Annotated in this window: 17 protein-coding genes and 1 pseudogene; 7 read left to right on the top strand and 11 right to left on the bottom strand. The window is 69.3% G+C overall.

Going from position 1 to position 16,601, the window contains the following annotated elements:
* From PUT80_RS44965 to PUT80_RS44950, 4 genes and pseudogenes are all read right to left on the bottom strand, one after another.
* Window positions 1-322: pseudogene (locus PUT80_RS44965) on the bottom strand (superoxide dismutase); the annotation flags it as partial.
* Window positions 323-436: 114 nt separating this feature from the next.
* Window positions 437-1,111: a biliverdin-producing heme oxygenase gene (locus PUT80_RS44960; RefSeq protein ID WP_043830511.1), complete on the bottom strand. Its 675-nt coding sequence runs from the start codon at window positions 1,109-1,111 to the stop codon at window positions 437-439.
* A gap of 79 nt (window positions 1,112-1,190) precedes the next feature.
* Window positions 1,191-1,793, bottom strand: coding sequence for a TetR/AcrR family transcriptional regulator (locus PUT80_RS44955; protein ID WP_275295784.1), 603 nt, complete (start codon window positions 1,791-1,793; stop codon window positions 1,191-1,193).
* A 53-nt stretch (window positions 1,794-1,846) separates the two neighbouring features.
* Window positions 1,847-3,343, bottom strand: a complete 1,497-nt coding sequence (locus tag PUT80_RS44950) for a glutamate-cysteine ligase family protein (RefSeq protein WP_037819966.1) — start codon at window positions 3,341-3,343, stop codon at window positions 1,847-1,849.
* Window positions 3,344-3,560: 217 nt separating this feature from the next.
* On the opposite strand from PUT80_RS44950, the gene PUT80_RS44945 reads away from it, so the two are divergent.
* The 3 genes from PUT80_RS44945 to PUT80_RS44935 are packed head-to-tail and all read left to right on the top strand — an operon-like array spanning window position 3,561 to window position 5,377.
* Window positions 3,561-4,382, top strand: a complete 822-nt coding sequence (locus tag PUT80_RS44945; RefSeq protein WP_275295783.1) for an RNA methyltransferase — start codon at window positions 3,561-3,563, stop codon at window positions 4,380-4,382.
* A gap of 32 nt (window positions 4,383-4,414) precedes the next feature.
* A complete protein-coding gene (locus PUT80_RS44940; protein WP_238604077.1) occupies window positions 4,415-5,005 on the top strand; it encodes a DUF2537 domain-containing protein in 591 nt (196 codons plus the stop codon).
* A gap of 18 nt (window positions 5,006-5,023) precedes the next feature.
* Window positions 5,024-5,377: an MmcQ/YjbR family DNA-binding protein gene (locus tag PUT80_RS44935; RefSeq protein WP_037819959.1), complete on the top strand. Its 354-nt coding sequence runs from the start codon at window positions 5,024-5,026 to the stop codon at window positions 5,375-5,377.
* A 426-nt stretch (window positions 5,378-5,803) separates the two neighbouring features.
* Here PUT80_RS44935 and sepH read toward each other — a convergent pair whose 3' ends face one another.
* Together sepH and serC are read right to left on the bottom strand one after the other, a co-directional pair.
* Complete coding sequence (gene sepH / locus PUT80_RS44930) at window positions 5,804-6,640, bottom strand: septation protein SepH (RefSeq protein ID WP_275295782.1); 837 nt, start codon at window positions 6,638-6,640, stop codon at window positions 5,804-5,806.
* A 259-nt stretch (window positions 6,641-6,899) separates the two neighbouring features.
* A complete protein-coding gene (serC, locus tag PUT80_RS44925; RefSeq protein WP_043830521.1) occupies window positions 6,900-8,024 on the bottom strand; it encodes a phosphoserine transaminase in 1,125 nt (374 codons plus the stop codon).
* 67 nt (window positions 8,025-8,091) lie between these two features.
* Here serC and PUT80_RS44920 point away from each other — a divergent pair, with 67 nt between their 5' ends.
* Window positions 8,092-8,484: a hypothetical protein gene (locus PUT80_RS44920; protein ID WP_275295781.1), complete on the top strand. Its 393-nt coding sequence runs from the start codon at window positions 8,092-8,094 to the stop codon at window positions 8,482-8,484.
* 430 nt (window positions 8,485-8,914) lie between these two features.
* Entirely contained in the window at window positions 8,915-9,145 is a 231-nt protein-coding gene (locus PUT80_RS44915; protein WP_275295780.1) for a hypothetical protein, read from the top strand.
* 1 nt (window position 9,146) lies between these two features.
* Here PUT80_RS44915 and PUT80_RS44910 read toward each other — a convergent pair whose 3' ends face one another.
* From PUT80_RS44910 to PUT80_RS44890, 5 genes are read right to left on the bottom strand one after another with little or no spacing between them, the layout of a single operon-like run.
* Window positions 9,147-10,493, bottom strand: coding sequence for a serine hydrolase domain-containing protein (locus tag PUT80_RS44910; protein WP_275295779.1), 1,347 nt, complete (start codon window positions 10,491-10,493; stop codon window positions 9,147-9,149).
* A 23-nt stretch (window positions 10,494-10,516) separates the two neighbouring features.
* On the bottom strand, window positions 10,517-11,140 hold the full coding sequence (locus PUT80_RS44905; RefSeq protein WP_037819947.1) for a response regulator transcription factor: 624 nt from the start codon (window positions 11,138-11,140) through the stop codon (window positions 10,517-10,519).
* Window positions 11,137-12,324 carry a sensor histidine kinase gene (locus tag PUT80_RS44900; protein ID WP_275295778.1) on the bottom strand — a complete coding sequence of 396 codons (1,188 nt, stop codon included), beginning with the start codon at window positions 12,322-12,324 and terminating at the stop codon, window positions 11,137-11,139. The genes PUT80_RS44905 and PUT80_RS44900 overlap by 4 nt, the downstream gene beginning before the upstream one ends.
* A complete protein-coding gene (locus PUT80_RS44895; RefSeq protein ID WP_037819984.1) occupies window positions 12,303-13,106 on the bottom strand; it encodes an ABC transporter permease in 804 nt (267 codons plus the stop codon). Before PUT80_RS44895 ends, PUT80_RS44900 begins: the two co-directional genes overlap by 22 nt.
* Window positions 13,107-13,117: 11 nt before the next feature.
* A complete protein-coding gene (locus PUT80_RS44890; protein WP_134729450.1) occupies window positions 13,118-13,957 on the bottom strand; it encodes an ABC transporter ATP-binding protein in 840 nt (279 codons plus the stop codon).
* Between the two features lie 151 nt (window positions 13,958-14,108).
* On the opposite strand from PUT80_RS44890, the gene PUT80_RS44885 reads away from it, so the two are divergent.
* Together PUT80_RS44885 and PUT80_RS44880 are read left to right on the top strand one after the other, a co-directional pair.
* Entirely contained in the window at window positions 14,109-15,815 is a 1,707-nt protein-coding gene (locus PUT80_RS44885) for an SDR family oxidoreductase (RefSeq protein ID WP_275295786.1), read from the top strand.
* A 14-nt stretch (window positions 15,816-15,829) separates the two neighbouring features.
* Window positions 15,830-16,399, top strand: coding sequence for a TetR/AcrR family transcriptional regulator (locus tag PUT80_RS44880; RefSeq protein ID WP_275295785.1), 570 nt, complete (start codon window positions 15,830-15,832; stop codon window positions 16,397-16,399).
* Window positions 16,400-16,601: the final 202 nt, after the last annotated feature.

The raw sequence follows: 16,601 nt of genomic DNA, 5'->3' as shown, positions 1-16,601 counted from the left end.
TGTCGAACGAGCCGAACGCCTCGTCGATCGCCGCGGCCAGCTCGCCGGTCGGCTTGTCCCCGCCCTCGGGCGAGAGGATCTTCCACCACACCACGTGGTTGGCGTGCCCGGCCAGGTTGAACGCCAGGGTCGTCTCCAAGCCCACGATCGAGCCGAAATCGCCCGCCTCCCGCGCGGCGGCGAGCTTGTCCAGCGTGTCGTTCGCGCCCTTCACGTAGGTCGCGTGGTGCTTGCTGTGGTGCAGTTCGTTGATCTCGCCCGAAATGTAGGGCGCGAGAGCGCCGTAGTCGTAATCGAGTTCGGGCAGCTCGTACCGGGCCATGGGCCCTCCTTCTGGTCGACGCGCGGTTGTGCTTGGCGGCTTCCCTCGCGGGAGCCTTCTGAAACCGAGCCTCGTACTTCGAGCTAGGTGGAGGTCAACCCGCTGTGACCCGGCTCATGCCGCCGGGTCCCGGTACCGCGCGAGGTCGAGGGCCAGTTCGTCGAACACCGCCACGTTGTGCTCGAACGCGACCACGGATTCGTCGATCACCCGGGCGCGGTCGGCCTCGCTCCACGGCGCCTCGTCGAGCTTCGCGCGGTAGCGGTCGCGGAACGCCGGGGCGCTGCCGATCTCGTCGAAGCGGTAGAAGAGCGTGCCCGCCTCGGCGAGGTCGAACTTCTTCTCCAGCAGCCGCCGGATGATCTGGCCGCCCGCGATGTCGCCGAGGTAGCGCGTGTAGTGATGCGCCACGAACCCGCCGGACCAGCGTGCCGCCTCGGCGATCCGCGCGGTGTAGGCCTCGGTCGCGGCGAGCGGGGCGATCTCGGTGCGCCAGCCGGGGCCGACCAGGCGGGCGAGGTCGCGTTCCAGCGCGGGCAGCCGGCGCAGCTCCTCGAACACGAACTCGCCGCCGACCGGATCGTCGGCCATCGCGTCGCCTGCCCGCTCGATCGCCTCGTAGATGAAGTAGTACTGGGTGGCCAGCGCCGCGTAGCCGTCCAGCGTCAGCTCGCCGCCGAGCAGCGCGTTCATGTACGTGGAGTGGTTGGCCTTGTCGTGGACCGTCCTCGTGGACGCGCGCAGCTGTCCGGAGAACGGGCTGGCTTCGAGGTCCGCGGTCACCGTCATCAAAGGCCTCCCGACGTTCTTTCTGACAAGCTGTCAGAAAGAACTGTAGGCCACGACCGGTACTTAGGCTACCCTAAAATCAGCGGTTTTCACTCGAACCGACCGCTCTCCGGACGAACCGCACGGCGGCCTCGATGGCGTCTTCCAGCTGGTCAGCGGGCACATCGATGACCTGACGGCTGCCGAGCGCGGCGGTGATCATCGGGACCACCACGTCGAGGTCCTGCGCGGGCCAGGTGCCCGCGTCGACTCCGGCGAGCAGTACCGAGCGAAGCTGTTCGATGATCGGGTCGGCGTGCGCGCTGATCCGCTGATACGCCGCGGGCGCGAGCGCGGATTCCAGCGCGGTGCCCGGCGGAAGGTGGTGTTCGGCCAGCACGCGCAGCTGCAGCCGGACGAACGTGGCCAGCTGGGCGACCGGGTCCGGTTCGGCGTCCACCGCCGCGCGCAGCCGCTCGACGTACCGCGCGGACTCGTCCTCCACGAACGCGACGAGCAGGCTTTCCTTGTCCGGGAAGTGGTTGTACATCGCGGTGCGGCCGAGTCCGGCCTCCGCGGCGACGCCGGCGAGCGTGATCGCGTCGAACCCGCGCTCGTACAGCTGCGCGCGGACGACGTCGAACACTCGCGACCGCACCTCGCGGCGGTGCGCTTCGAGCGAACCGCCCAGCACCTTCGGCACGCGCGCCACCCCCTTCCCGTGCGAAACACTGTAGGGGACCGCGCGAAAACGGCTCAGTCGTCGAGCGGCCAGGTGTGCACCGGCTCGCCTGCCTCGGAGAGTTCCAGGTACCGCCGCAGCATCCAGTTGAGGGCGGTTTCGCGGTCTGCTCCGCGTTCGTGCGCGCGCAGCACGTAGTCGCGTTGCCAGGCCGCGCCGCTGCGGCGGGCGAGGCAGCGGCGTTCGATGATGCCGAGGTAGCGCACGCGGGCTTCGTCGGAGACGTCCGACCGGCGCAGGCCCTCGTGCGCCAGCGGCAGCAGGACGCGCAGGGCCAGTTCGTCCGGCGGGATCCAGCCGATGCCGGGCCAGTACAGCTGCGCGTCGAAACCCTTGCGCGCGCCCTCGTACAGGTTTTCTTCCGCTGCCTGGAACGACATCTGCGACCAGACCGGCCGGTCCTGTTCCGCGAGCGCGCGCTGGGCGCCGTAGAAAAACGCCGCGTTGGCGACGATGTCGGCGACCGTCGGACCGGCGGGCAGCACGCGGTTTTCGATGCGCAGGTGCGGCAGGCCGTCGACGACGTCGTACACCGGCCGGTTCCATCGCCAAATCGTTCCGTTGTGCAGCCGCAGTTCGGAAAGTTTTGGCGCCTGCCCGGATTCGAGCGCTTCGATCGGGTCCTCGAGATCGGTCTCCGGCAGCAGTCCCGGGAAATAGCGGACGTTTTCCTCGAACAGGTCGAAGATCGACGTGATCCACCGTTCGCCGAACCACACCCGCGGCCGGACACCCTGGTTTTTCAGCTCCTCCGGCCGGGTGTCGGTGGCCTGCTGGAACAACGGGATCCGGGTTTCGTGCCACAGCGCCTTGCCCAGCAGGAAAGGAGAGTTCGAGGCGAGCGCGATCTGGACGCCCGCCAGGCATTGCGCGGCGTTCCAATGCGCCGCGAATTCCTCGGGGGCGACCTGCAGATGCAATTGGACTGAAGTACAGGCGGCCTCCGGGAGAATGGACTCCGCGTAGTGCCGCAGCCGCTCCGGCTGGGCCCCGGGCAATGCCGGGCCGTCCATCGCGAGCGCGATCCGTTCGCCGCGGGCGGCGAAGATCTCGTCGTTCAGCGACGTGTAGCGCGTTTTGTGGGACAGCCACTTCTGGTCGAAATGCTCCGCTCCCAGCGTGGGCAGAATGCCGATCATGGCCACCGACGAGCCGGTGTGCGCCGCGCTCTCCTGCGCTTTCGCGAGGTAGGAGTGCAGGTCTTCTTCCAGGCGCAGCGCGGAATCCCCGGCGAGCGGGCGCGGCGGCACGTTCAGCTCCAGGTTGTGCTGGCCGAGTTCGGTGGTGAACGACGCGTCGTCGAGCGCCTCCAGCACGACCGAGTTGGTCATCGACGGGCGCAGCTGCCCGTCCACCAGGTTCAGCTCGACTTCGAGCCCGATGTTCTTGCGGGGAAAGGAAAAACTCCCGTCGGTGAGCATCCGGGCCAGGGTGTCCAGGCATCGCTGGACCTTCCGGCGGTACCGTCCGCGATCGAGCCGGCCGGGGTGTGCCGAGAGATCCGTACCCATGGTTCGACGCGCTCCTTGGCTGCTGTCCGCAGTGGTCTGGGCGGCTAGTACGCCAGGCAGACCACCGTCGCACAGCGCCGCGCCATGGGCTAGCGGCCAAACTGGTGCTCTCCGTCACCGGCGGTTGACCCTGCGCGTAACTACGCCGTTTGCCCTAAAGCGCCTCGCACGTTCGGACCAGTGGGCACGGGTTCGGGCGGGTGCGAGACTGTCCGATGTGGCTCAACTGATCTTCACCGAGGACCGGGCGCATCCGGGGCTCGACGACTTCCGCGACCTGTCCACAGCGGACCGTCGGCCGGACCGCCCCGGCGGGCGCGGGCTGGTGATCGCCGAGGGAACCGTCGTGGTCGGGCGGCTGCTTGCTTCGCGCTATCCGGTGCGAGCGCTGCTCGGCGTGGAGCGACGGCTGCGGGAATTGGAAGACGAACTCGCGGGCGTCGACGTGCCCGCGTATGTGACGTCGGCGGAGACGATGGCCGACGTCGTCGGTTTCCACCTCAATCGCGGGGTGCTCGCGGTCGCGGATCGCCCGGAACCGCCGACGGTCTCCCAAATCGTGGACAGCGCACAGGTTTTGGCCGTGCTGGAAGGCGTCGGCGATCACGAGAATCTCGGCGCGCTTTTCCGCAATGCCGCCGCGCTCGGCGTCGGCGGGATATTGCTCGGCCCGGGTTGTTCGGATCCGCTTTACCGGCGCAGTGTGCGCGTTTCGATGGGACACGTGCTGCGCGTCCCGTTCGCGACTTTCGACAGCTGGCCCGGCGGTCTGGATGTGCTGCGGGCACGGGGTTTTACGGTGGCCGCGCTCACTCCGCGCGCGGATTCCGTACCGCTGCGCGGATTGCGCGAAAAAGTGCCGGGCCCGATCGCGCTGCTGCTCGGCACCGAGGGGCCGGGGCTGACGGACGAGGCGATCGAGGCCGCGGACGTCGCGGTCCGCGTGGAGATGGTGGCCGGGGTCGACTCGCTGAACGTCGCCACGGCTGCGGCGATCGCGTTCCACGAGGTCTCGGCGGGCGTCGCCCCACTAGAGTGACCCCCGGCACGTTTCTTGCGGGGAGGGGCACGATGGAGCTGCGCATCCGCGGCGAGCAGGCGGTGCTCGCCGGGCCGGGCGGCGAGCACGCGCGAGAGGTCGACCCGCGCCGGCTCGCGATCGGCGCCGAGCTGGCGCAAGCCCTGCACGAGTGGGCGCGCGTGGCGTCGGCGGTGGCGCGTTCCGACTCGGACGTCGACGTCGCCGGTTCGGTCGTGTCGCAGCGCGGACGTCAGCTCGCCGCGCGACTGGCCGCGGTGATGGGCACCGAGGTGCGCTTCGTCGACCCGGTGACCGGCGTGGAAACGGTGGTCGAACCGCCTCGGCGGCCGGATCAACCCGCGCGGGCCCGGACGCAGGAAGAGCCGACGCCTTGGCTCACCGGGCTGACCGTGTCGGTGTTCGCGGCCGCGGTGGTGGTCGTGGCGATGCTCGCGCTGGCTACCACGCTCGCCCGCGAGACGAGCGTGTGGCTCGCGCTGATCGCGGCGCTGGTGGTGACCGGCGGGGTCGCACCGTCCCTATGGCTGGGCCGGAAGGTGCCGATCCTGCGCTGGGCGGTGTACGGCGCGGGCGGCGGCTTGGCCCTCGCGTGGATCGGCGTGCTGGCCACGGTGTTCTGACTCGCGGATACTGACGCGATGGCTCCGCTCGACAAGCTGCGCGCCCTCTGTCTCGCCCTGCCCGAAGCCACCGAACGACTCAGCCACGGCGAACCGACGTGGTTCGTCCGCGGCCGCAAGACGTTCGCGATGTTCGCCGACCGGCACCACGACGACAAGCTCGCGTTCTGGTGCCCCGCGCCGCCCGGTGTGCAGGAGGAACTGGTGCGCACCGAGCCGGAGCGATTTTTCCGGCCGCCCTACGTCGGAGTGCACGGATGGCTCGGCGTGCGGCTCGATGTGGACGTCGACTGGACCGAGGTGGACCAGATCGTGCGCGAGGCGTATCGGCATGTGGCGCCGAAGAAACTGGCTGCTCTGCTGGACGCGTGATTCCGAACGCTGCGCTTCCGCCGCCGTACGTGAGGGGAACCCTGAGGGAATCAGATTCCCTCAGGGTGGCCCTCACGTCCTTCTGACCAAGCGCACCGTCGCGACGGGTTCGCGTGCCGGGATGCTGCGAGCACCGGTCGACGAGCCGCGCTGGGCGGCTTTCTTTCCTGCTGAAAGTCCGTGAAGGGCTCCTTGAGGGAATCAGATTCCCTCAAGGAGCCCTTCACGGACCGAAGCTGTCTCAGGTCGGGGGGCACGATCCGGAGGGTTCCCCTCACAGACGTCGGCAGGAGCGGAGAGCTGGCCGCACACCACAGCTACCGAGAAAACCCCAATGCGGCATTGGGTGCATCCCACGCACCGAACGCCACATTGGGTGCGCAGGACGCACCCAATGTGGCATCGGGGCGCTTGAAGCGGGGCAGGTCAGCCGCGCTGGGTGCGGACTCCGAGCAGCACGTCCTCCCAGGACGGCACGATCGGATGGTTCTTCTTCGCCTTCGTGCGCGGCTGCTCGGCTTCGTCGCCGTCGGACTCGCCCGGGACACGCGGGATCTCGCGGGTCTCGTCGTAGCCCTCGTCCGGACCCTCGATGGCGCGCGGTTCCTCGACGGCGTCGAGCGTCGGCTGCACCACCGAATCGCGGGCGGGGGCCAGCGCCCGCACGGTGCGCGGGGCGACGTAGGAGTTCGGGTTCAGCAGGACTTCGGCGTTCTCGTCGAGCGCGTGCACCGTTCCGCCGTGTGCGCCGGGCGAGAACGACCAGTGCGCGCGGTTGTCGGAGCGGCCGGCTTTCCAGCGCAGCACGACGACCCACTTGCCGTCGTCGCCGCGCCAGGCGTCCCAGGCGGCCTGGTTGTAGTCGTGGCCGCGGACGCCGAAGGCGTAGGCGATGACCTCGCCGAGCGTCTGGACGTCGGGCCCGTCCTCGCGGACCGGGTGCGCCGACTGCGCGAGTTCCGCCGTGCGGGACCGTTCGAGCAGCACCGGATAAGCGAATCGCTCCACCCGCTGCGTCGAGACGCCCGCGCTGCTCGCGACCTGCTCGACGGACTCGCCCGCGCGGATTCGCGCCTGGATCTCGCGTGGCCGCATCTGGCTCTCCAACTCGATCTCGATCTGGCCCAGCCGGGCTATGTCCCCCCTCGCCGCCGCACGCAGTCTCTCGTCGGCCGGGAGCAGGAAGCGCGTACGGCTCGCCGGGTCCTCCAGCACGAGGGACTTCCCGTCCTCGTGCAGCCCGACCACCCGCAACGCCCGCATTTCTCGCCTCCCCGGTGTTCACCTTTGTGGGTGCCCACGTTAGAACGGCGCGTCGGCTTGACGTGCGAGGCGCGCCGACGCCTCACCCATCCGAACTCAATCCGACGGCACTTTCCCGGCCATTTTCGCCGCGCCGGAGATCGGTCACACTCGTGACACGCCGACCACGGTCTGTCACGAACGAGTGGTCATCAACGCGAACCGCCCCGCGAGCCGGAGGGCTGGCGGGGCGGTTTGGGCGTTTCGGCGCGTTTTCGGTTCAGCCGAGCCGTTCCACGACGTATTCGATGCTCTGGGTGAGCTTCGTGACGTCGTCCGGGTCGATCGCCGGGAACAGGCCGACGCGCAGCTGGTTGCGGCCCAGCTTCCGGTACGGCTCGGTGTCGACGATCCCGTTGGCGCGCAACGCCTTCGCGACCGCGGCGGCGTCGACCTCGTCGGCGAAGTCGACCGTGCCGACGACCTGCGAGCGCAGCTCCGGGTTCGTCACGAACGGCGTGGTGTACGAGGTTTTCTCGGCCCATTCGTACAACCGGCTCGAGGATTCCTTGGTGCGCGAGGTGGTCCAGTCGAGGCCGCCCTGGCCGTTCATCCACTCGATCTGCTCGGCGAGCAGGAAAAGCGTGGAGACGGCGGGGGTGTTGTAGGTCTGGTCCTTGCGCGAGTTGTCCAGCGCGGTGGTGAGCGACAGGAATTCGGGGATCCAGCGGTCGCCGCCGCCGATCTCGCCGATCCGCTCGATCGCGGCGGGCGAGGCGAGCGCGATCCACAGCCCGCCGTCGGACGCGAACGACTTCTGCGGCGCGAAGTAGTAGACGTCGAAGTCCTCGGCCTTGACCGGGAGACCGCCGGCGCCGGACGTCGCGTCGATCGCGACCAGCGCGCCGTCGCTGCCCTCGGGACGCCGCACCGGCACCGCGACGCCGGTGGAGGTCTCGTTGTGCGCCCAGCCGACGAGGTCCGCGCCCTGCTGATAGGCGATCTCCGGCGCACTGCCCGGGTCGGCCTTCACCACGATCGACTCGCCGAGGAACGGGGCCTTGTTCGTGACGGTCGCGAACTTCGAGGAGAACTCGCCGTAGGTGAAGTGCTGGGCGCGCTCGCGCACGAGGCCGAACGCGGCGGCGTCCCAGAACGCGGTCGTCCCGCCGTTGCCGAGGATGACCTCGTACCCGTCCGGGAGCGAGAACAGCTCGGACAGCCCGGCGCGCACGCGGCCGACGAGCGACTTGACCGGCTTCTGCCGGTGCGAGGTGCCGAGGTAGGTGGAACCGGACCGGGCGAGGGCGGCGAGCTGCTCTTCGCGGACCTTCGAGGGTCCGCAGCCGAAGCGGCCGTCGGCCGGCTTGAGGTCTGCTGGGATCGTCAACTCAGCGTCGGTCATGTGCTTAGTCTCTCAGGTCGGGACAACGCAGGTAACGGCGGTTGGCGGGTGTCCGACATGTGGAATCGTGACGGAAACGCACGGTTACCGGCCGCGCTGGCGGTGGTTTGCGCTCTTCGCCTTGGCCGCGCTGGTGCACCCGTGGGATTCGACTGCGCTGATCGGCCTTCCCCTCGGCCTGGCGGCGACCCTGGTGCTGGTTTTCGTGCCCTGGCGACGCGCGTGGTTCCGCCGTCGAGCAGTCCCTGCCGCGCTGTTCGCTCTTTCCGTGGCGTTCACCGGGTTTGTCGTTGTCGGGTTCTTCGTCGAGCCGCCGAACCCGGACGAGGTCGGCTCGGCCGTTTTCGCGCTCGTCCTCGCGGTCGCGTTCGCCGCCGCGTCGGGGATACCACCCAGTGGGACCACGGACAGGAGATCCCGAGACTGCTGCGCGTCACGGTTCGCCCGCGCGGCTACCTGACTTTGCTCGACTGCCCGCCGGAGCAGGCCCGCGAACTCCGGCGGACCGGACGGTTGCGCTGGACGAGGCCCGGCGACGCGGTGGTGGCGGGGTGCCGTTGCTGGACCTGTATACGGACACTCCGGAGACGGTGCCTGCTGCGCTGGAGGGCGGGTTCGGAGGTGGCTGCTTCGCGGGGATCGTGCTGGAGACTGTGCGGCCTTGACACGTGGGAGACGGCGAAGCTCTGCACAGAGATCTGGGCGAGGGCTCTGTTCTTGCGTCCCGGAGCAGGTTGTCCACACCGATCCCCCGGTTGTGGACTAGTCGGCCCCTGCATGCTCTAAGCGCCGGTTTCGTCGGGTAGCGCCGGTAGAATGGGCATGGGCAGCCCCCCAGAGGAGGGCGGGGGTGCGCCTTCGGCCCGGGCTTCGGAAGCACGAGCTGGCTCGTGCTCGAGCCAGGCTGGCCGGCGCGGTTCGGGATCGAGCGTTGCCCGCCGGAACTCGCCGCCGAGCTGATCGAGCGTCGGCGGTTGTGGGTGTTCGGCACGCCGGGGATGGGCGAGGTTCTGCTGGGACTGCCCGGCCAGGGTTTCTACGCGAAGGCATGGTTGTCCCCGGCCGGGCGAGTGCCTGCCTATGACGCCGAAGACCCAGGCGTCAAGGCCGAAGCGGGCTGACTCAGCGCCACCCACCCTCGTCCAGACCGCCCGGGATCGGTGCGGCCGGGTCGTACGGCGTGCGGCTGAAGATGAACGTGGCGAGGTTCAGGTGGTTCGCCGTGCCGTTCGCGTCGCGGCCGACGGTGAGCGTTTCGCCCGCGTAGTAGCCGTCCAGGCCGATCCAGGTGTCCGGGCCCTCGGGGCGGAACCGGGACGCCCGGCCGGCGCCGACGGCCGGGTTCAGCGAGATCAGGCCGTCGCCCTGCACGCGCAGGAAGTACGGCGTCGGGCCCCAGTGCCACAGTCCGGTCAGCGCGAGCAGCTCCGGGTCCACAGTGGACGGGAGCCATTCCTCGGGCAGCGCGGGTTCGAGGTCGTCGGCGGTGGTGATCAGGTCGAGGCACAGCTGGGTGATGTTGACGCCCGAGGTCGAGTTCGCGAGGCACAGCGCGCCGGTGCCGCTGCGCGGGTCGACGATGGTCGCGGCGAGGAACCCGGGCATCGAGCCGGTGTGCCCGGCCAGGTGCCTGCCCTGGTAGCGCACCACCATCAGGCCGAGGCCGAACCCGGTCGACCACACCTCGGTGTCGTCGACGGTGTTCATCGTCCGCATTTCGTCGACGGTGTCCGGCGAGAGCACGTCGCCGGTGTGGCCGCCGAGGAACGACGTCCAGCGGCCGAGGTCGGTGACGGTGGACCAGAGCTGCCCGGCCGGGGCCATCGCGCCGGCGTCCGGCCACTTCTCCGGCATGAGCACGTCGGCGAACGGGTGCACGGCGAATCCCTCGGCGTGCGCGCCTTCCGGGTGCGGCGTCGTGCGGTTCATGCCCAGCGGGGTAAGGATTTCGTCGCGCACGACGTCGAACCACGGCCGCTCGCGGAGCCGGGCGACCAGTTCGCCGAGCACGCCGTAGCCGACGTTCGAGTAGTGGAATTTGGATCCGGGACGCAGCTTCGTCGCGCCCTTCTCCAGGCTCGAGACCAGCGCCGCCCAGTCCGCGCCGGGCGCGCGTTCCCACCACTGGCCGGGCGATTCCGACGTGAGGCCCGACGTGTGCGACAGCAGCTGCGCGACGGTGACCGAACCGAACGCGGTGCCCGGCAGGTGCCGCTCCAGCGGGTCGGTGAGGTCGAGTTTGCCCTCGTCGCGCAGCCGCAGGACCGCGGTCGCGATCATCGTTTTGGTGATCGACCCCAGCCGGTACTGCGTGTTGTCGTCCGGGCGCTGGTCGCCGACGCGGCCGCGGGCTCCGGACCAGACGACGTCGCCGCCTCGGACGACAGCGGCGACGAGGGACGGGGCGCGGCTGACGGACTGCTCGTGTGCGAGCCGTCGGTACAGGGCGAGTTCGGTGGTGTCGAGCATGGCCGTCATTCTGCCCGGGCAGTTCAGCCGAGCAGTTGCCGGTCCAGCGCCGTCGTGACCGCTGCCGTGCGGTCGGAAACGCCGAGCTTCGAGAACACCCGCAGCAGGTGCGTTTTCACCGTCGCCTCGCCGATGTGCAGCTCGCGGCCGATTTCCGCGTTCGTGCGGCCCTTCGCGACCAGCCGCAGCACTTCCACCTCGCGCGCGGACAGCGGCGAGGCCGGCGTCGGGTTCCGCATCCGGTGCACGAGCTTGCCCGCGACCGACGGCGCCAGCACGGTTTCGCCGCGATGCGCGGCCCGGATCGCCCCGGCCAACTCGGCGCGCGACGCGTCTTTCAGCAGATATCCCGACGCGCCCGCCTCGACCGCGCGCAGGATGTCGGCGTCGGTTTCGTACGTGGTGAGCACGACGATCCGGCGCGCGGGCGTTTCCTTGAGGATCGCGTGGATCGCGCCGACCCCGTCGAGGCCCGGCATGCGCAGGTCCATCAGGACGACGTCGGGCTGTTTCACGCGGTCGAGCGCCACCGCTTCGTCGCCGGAACCGGCCTCGCCGACCACCGTCAGGTCGTCCTCGGCTTCGAGCATGCCGCGCAGTCCTTCGCGCACCACGGGATGGTCGTCGACCAGCATGATGGTGATCACGCGGGCACCTCCAGTTCCAGTTCGGTGCCGCCGTTCGCGCCGGTCCGCACTTCCAGGGCGCCGCCTACCTGCTCGGCCCTCGAACGCATGCCGCGCAACCCGAATCCGGCTCCGTCGGCATCCGGGGTGAAGCCGCACCCGTTGTCCTCCACGCGCAACCGTATCGCTCCGTCCACAGCGGACAGCCGCACGCGGACGAGAGTCGCGCCCGAATGCTTGCGCACGTTCGACAGCGCCTCCTGCGCCGCACGCAGCAACACCACTTCGACCGCGGTGGACAGTGGCGGCAGCGCATCGTCCACTTCGCACTCGACCGGGATACCGATCTCTTCGGCGAGCCGGTCTGCCTGCCGCTGCACGGCTTCCGGCAACGAGCCGGTGGCCAAATCGGACGGTGCGAGCGCGGCGACCATCGCACGGGCTTCGGCGAGATTCTCACGCGCGGTGCGGCCGGCGAGCGCGAGATGTTTGCGCACTGTGGACAGATCGGTGTCCAGTTCGGACTCGATCGCCTGGGTCAGTGTGATGATGCTGGTGAACCCCTGCGCGAGCGTGTCGTGGATTTCCCGCGCCAGCCGTTCGCGTTCGGCCGCGGTGCCCGCTTCCCGCGACAGCCGGGCGACCTCGGCCTGACTGGATTCCAATTCGCGGATCAGCTCGGCGCGGGCGCGGCTCTGCTTCAGCACGTCGCTGGTGAACTTCCCGGCCAGCAGGCTGAAGACGATCAGGATCGCGGTCATCGGCAGCAGGACCGAGAGCAACTGGTTGTCCCAGCCGCCGTTCAGCACCGCCGAGACCGGTTCGAGCAGGATGAGCAGCGTCGTCGCGACCACCCCCGGCCGCAAATCCAGCAGCATGAACAGCAGCGGGCAGGCGAGGAACAGCACGAAGCTCGCCGAAGTGGTCGCGAGAATGGCGGTGCCGGTCAACGCGATCAGCGCCGCCGCCGCGACGGCCCGGGCGGTTCCGTTGTCCTCGCCGTGCACGACGCGCCGTCCCGCGGCCAGGTAGCCGACCGCGATCGCGCCCATCGCGGACTCGGCCACGATTTTCTCCGCCGCCGATCCGTCGTTGAAGAGCACCAGGAAGGCGGTCGCCAGGTAGGCGACCGCGAACAGCACCTCCCAGGACCAGTACGACCGCTCCCACGCGTCGGCCTGGTTCACTTCGCTTCGTTCGTCCACCGGAACGTCACCCTCGCGAGCACCAGGCCCACCACGCACCACACCGCCAGCACCAGCGCCACCTTCGGAAGCTCCCATGTCCCCGCCATTTCCTGGGTCGCGGCCTCCGGCGGAAGGAACACCGAGCGGAAGCCCTGGCAGATCCACTTCAGCGGGAAGAACGACGCGACGTCGACCATGATCCTCGGCAGGTTCGTGATCGGCGTGACGAACACCCCGGAAATGAACTGCAGCACCAAGTACACCAGCTGCACGAGCGCCACGGTGCCGTTCGCGGTGCGGGTGGCCGAGCTGATCGCGATGCCCAGCAGCGTCGAGGAGACGATCCCGAGCAGCAGCACCCAGAGCAGGGTCAGCCACTTCGCCGGATCGGACGGCAGTTCGAGGCGGAACAGCAGCATCGCCACCGCGGCCATCAGGACGGTCTGCGACACGCTGGTCACCGCGACCATCACCATCTTGCCGACGAAATAAGCCGCCGCGGGCATCGGCGTGCCACGCAAGCGTTTCAGCGCACCGATTTCCCGGTCCGCGGCGATGCCGATGCCGACGCTGTTGAAGGACGTCGACACGATGCCCGCGCCGATCATCCCGGCGGCGAGCAGCTGCCCGGACGACACCCCGCTCTGCCCGGTCGGGCCGTCGAGGATGGAGCCGAGCAGGATCATCAGCACCGCGGGCAGCGAGAAGGTGAACACCACCTGCTCGCGGTTGCGGAAGAACTGCCGCAGTTCGAGCCCGCCGCGGGCGAGGCCCAAGCGGAACGTTCCCGGCAGCGCCATGGTCGTCGTGGTCACGGTTGCTCCCCGATCAGGTCGAGATAGACGTCTTCCAGGCTGGGGCGCGTCACGGTGAGACCGGCGAGTTCCCCCTGCGTGCCGGCGAGTTGCGAGACGAGCTTCGTCGGGAACTGTGTGCGTTCCTCGTGACTGCCGCGTTCGTCCTGCCACCGCACGACCGCCTCGGCGCGTTCGCGGCCGCCGAGCGTCGCCGGCGTCCCCTCCGCGACGACCGAACCGCGCGCGATGACCGCGAGCCGATCGGCCAGCGCCTCGACCTCGTCCAGGTAGTGCGTGGTCAGCAGGATCGTGGTGCCCTCGTGGGCGAGTCCGTCGATGAGCCCCCAGAACTGCCGCCGCGCCTCGGGATCGAAACCGGTCGTGGGCTCGTCCAGGAACAGCAATTCCGGACGGCCGACGATGCCGAGCGCGACGTCCACCCGGCGGCGCTGCCCGCCGGACAGCGCCTTCACCCGCGCGCCCGCCTTCGCGGTGAGGCCGACCTGGTCGATCACCTCTTCCGGATCACGCGGGTTCGGGTAGTACTTCGCGAAGTGCCGCACGGTCTCCGCGACGGTCAATTCCGCCGCGTCGCCGGCCGTCTGCAACACGATGCCGAGGCGGGCGCGCCACGCGCGTCCCGCGGTACCCGGGTCCTCGCCGAGGACAGTGGCTTCCCCCGCCGTCCGCTGCCGGTGCCCCTCCAGGATCTCGACGGTGGTCGTCTTGCCCGCGCCGTTGGGCCCGAGCAGGGCGAACACCTCGCCGTCACGGATGTCGAGATCGATCCCGGCCACGGCGAGGTGGCCCGGGTACTCCTTGCGCAGTCCGCGCACTCGCACTGCTGTGCTCATGGGTTCAGCGTGCGCCGCGGAGAGCGGTTCGCGGGACGTCCGGGCAGTGGAATCCGGCTGTCCGTCGAACGGTGGACACGCTGGTTTCCCGTGGAACCACGACGGCCGCTGTTGACAAGTTGTCTAACATGACAAGATGTCTCACAAGCAGGTGACGGCCAGTGACGGAGTCCGCCTTTCGGTCCGGGTGAGCGGCAACCCGGACGGGCCCACGGTCGTGCTCGTGCACGGATATCCGGACAACAGCTCGATGTGGGACGGCGTCGCCGAGGAGCTGCGCCGCGACCACCGCGTGGTCGTCTACGACGTGCGCGGCGCGGGCGAATCCGACAAACCGCGCGAGCGCCGGGCGTACCGGCTGGACCAGCTCGCCGACGACCTCGCCGCGGTGGTCGACGAGGTGCAGCCGTCCGGCAAGGTCCACCTCGTCGCGCACGACTGGGGTTCGATCCAGGCTTGGCACGCGGTCACCGGCGACCAGCTGCGCGGCCGGATCGCTTCGTACACCTCGCTTTCCGGGCCCAGCCTCGATCACGCCGGCGCGTGGTTCCGTGCCCAGCTGACCCGGCCGACGCCGCGTCGCCTCGGCCACGCGCTTCGGCAGTTCCTGCACTCGTACTACATCGTCGCGTTCCAGGTGCCGCTGATCCCGGAACTGTTGTGGCGCACCGGAATCATGCGCACGATGATCCGGAAGCTGGAGCCCGCCGAAACGTCGCCCAAGACGTCGGACGGGGTGCACGGCCTGAAGCTGTACCGGGCGAACATGGGCCCGCGGCTGTCCCGCCCGCGCCCGCGTCCGGCGGAAATCCCGGTGCAGGTGCTCGCGCCGACCGGCGATTCGTACGTCACCACGCCGCTGCAGACCGAGGTCGAGCGCTGGGTGCCGGATCTGCGCGTCCGGCGCGTGATCGGGTCGCACTGGATCACCCGGACCAAGCCGGAAGTGGTTGCTGCCGCGGCAGCTGAGCTGATCGCGTCGGTGGAAACCGGCGAGGAAACGCGGGCGCTGCGGCGTGCGCGGGTCGGCGGCGCCAGCGGTCGCTTCGCGCATCACCTCGTCGTCGTGACCGGTGCGGGCAGCGGGATCGGGCGGGAGACCGCGCTGGCGTTCGCGGCCGAGGGTGCCGACGTGGTCGTCAGCGACATCAACGGCGATTCAGCTGCGGAAACGGCGAAACTGGTGCGAGAGCGCGGAGTCGACGCCGGTGAGTACACAGTGGACTCTTCGGACGGCGAGGCGGTCGCCCGGTTCGCCGCGCAGGTGCGGGACGAGTTCGGTGTGCCGGACATCGTGGTGAACAACGCCGGGATCGGCATGTCCGGCCCGTTCCTCGACACGACGATCGAGGACTGGGAGAAGGTCGTGGACGTCAACCTGTGGGGCGTGATCCACGGGTGCCGCGCGTTCGCGCCGATGATGAAGGACCGCGCTGAAGGCGGGCAGATCGTCAACCTCGCTTCTGCCGCGGCGTACCTGCCGTCGAAGATCCTCACCGCTTACGGCACCACGAAGGCCGCTGTGCTCGCGTTGAGCAATGGTTTGCGTGCGGAGTTGGCGTCCGAGGGAATTGGCGTGACCGCGGTTTGCCCGGGTTTGGTGAACACCAACATCACCAAGACCACTAAGTTCGTCGGCGTGGACGAGGTCGAGGAGAAGCGGCGACAGAAGGAATCGTCCAAGCTCTACGCCCGGCGCAATTTCGGACCGGAACGAGTGGCGCGCGACATTCTGAGTGCGGTGGAGAAGAACGTCGCGATCCAACCGTCCACTCCGGAAGCGAAGGTCGCGCTGGTCCTTTCGCGGCTGACGCCAGGTTTGCTGCGCGCGGCGGCGAAACTGGACGTCACGCCGTGAGCCGTCCGCGCCGGATGACCGCGCAGGCCCGGCGGGACGATCTGATCGCGGCCGCGCTGGATTTGTTCGGCAGCCGGGCACCGGAATTGGTCACGGTGGACGACATCGTGGCGCGCGCCGAGGTGTCGCGGCCGTTGTTCTACCGGTATTTCCCGAGCCTGCGGGAACTGCAAATGCAGGCGTTGCGCACGGTCACCGACGGTTTGGTCGACCGGCTCGCGACGCTTGAGGAGGGCCCGCCGGAAGAACGCCTGCGCGCGGCCGTACGGGGACTAGTTGATGTCGCCGCGCATTACCGCGAAGGCTACGTCGCATTGCTGCGCAGCGGTTCGGTCATCGCCACTTCGGAGACGGACGCGGCGATCGACGAGGTCCGCAACCGTGCCGTCGAGTTGATCCTGGAAGCGCTGCCGATCCCCGAACCGTCACCGTTGGTGCTGCTGACCCTGCGCTGCTGGACCGCGGTGGTCGAGGGCGCGTTGCTGTCGTGGCTTCAAGAAGGCACCGTCCCGCGCGAAACGCTGGACGGCTGGCTGGTCGACCAGCTCACCGCGATGCTCGCCGCCACCGGTGCCTGGGCTTGAAGCGCCCCAATGCCACATTGGGTGCATGCGACGCACCCAATGTGGCATTGGGTGCATCTGACGCACCCAATGCCACATTGGGGATTTTTCATCTTGTTGGTGCTGGTTAGGTGGGGTTGACGGGGCTGGTTGTGGTTGTGCTGTAACGGAGTTGCTGGGCGGGCGTGGGCCGGGCGGGAACGCGGTGGAGCCCCCGGATGTT

It is taken from the genome of Amycolatopsis sp. La24, assembly GCF_029087445.1.
Taxonomy (GTDB): domain Bacteria; phylum Actinomycetota; class Actinomycetes; order Mycobacteriales; family Pseudonocardiaceae; genus Amycolatopsis; species Amycolatopsis nivea.
Note: the sequence above shows the minus strand (reverse complement) of the source record. Positions and strands in the feature narration are given on the sequence as shown.

Excerpts from the sequence above, each read along its gene's own strand:
- PUT80_RS44895 (WP_037819984.1), bottom strand. The coding sequence starts at position 13,106 with ATGGCGCTGCCGGGAACGTTCCGCTTGGGCCTCGCCCGCGGCGGGCTC.
- PUT80_RS44935 (WP_037819959.1), top strand. The coding sequence starts at position 5,024 with ATGGCTCCGCTCGACAAGCTGCGCGCCCTCTGTCTCGCCCTGCCCGAA.
- PUT80_RS44950 (WP_037819966.1), bottom strand. The coding sequence starts at position 3,343 with ATGGGTACGGATCTCTCGGCACACCCCGGCCGGCTCGATCGCGGACGG.
- serC (WP_043830521.1), bottom strand. The coding sequence starts at position 8,024 with ATGACCGACGCTGAGTTGACGATCCCAGCAGACCTCAAGCCGGCCGAC.
- PUT80_RS44960 (WP_043830511.1), bottom strand. The coding sequence starts at position 1,111 with ATGACGGTGACCGCGGACCTCGAAGCCAGCCCGTTCTCCGGACAGCTG.
- PUT80_RS44910 (WP_275295779.1), bottom strand. The coding sequence starts at position 10,493 with ATGCTCGACACCACCGAACTCGCCCTGTACCGACGGCTCGCACACGAG.
- PUT80_RS44940 (WP_238604077.1), top strand. The coding sequence starts at position 4,415 with ATGGAGCTGCGCATCCGCGGCGAGCAGGCGGTGCTCGCCGGGCCGGGC.
- PUT80_RS44880 (WP_275295785.1), top strand. The coding sequence starts at position 15,830 with ATGACCGCGCAGGCCCGGCGGGACGATCTGATCGCGGCCGCGCTGGAT.
- PUT80_RS44890 (WP_134729450.1), bottom strand. The coding sequence starts at position 13,957 with ATGAGCACAGCAGTGCGAGTGCGCGGACTGCGCAAGGAGTACCCGGGC.
- sepH (WP_275295782.1), bottom strand. The coding sequence starts at position 6,640 with ATGCGGGCGTTGCGGGTGGTCGGGCTGCACGAGGACGGGAAGTCCCTC.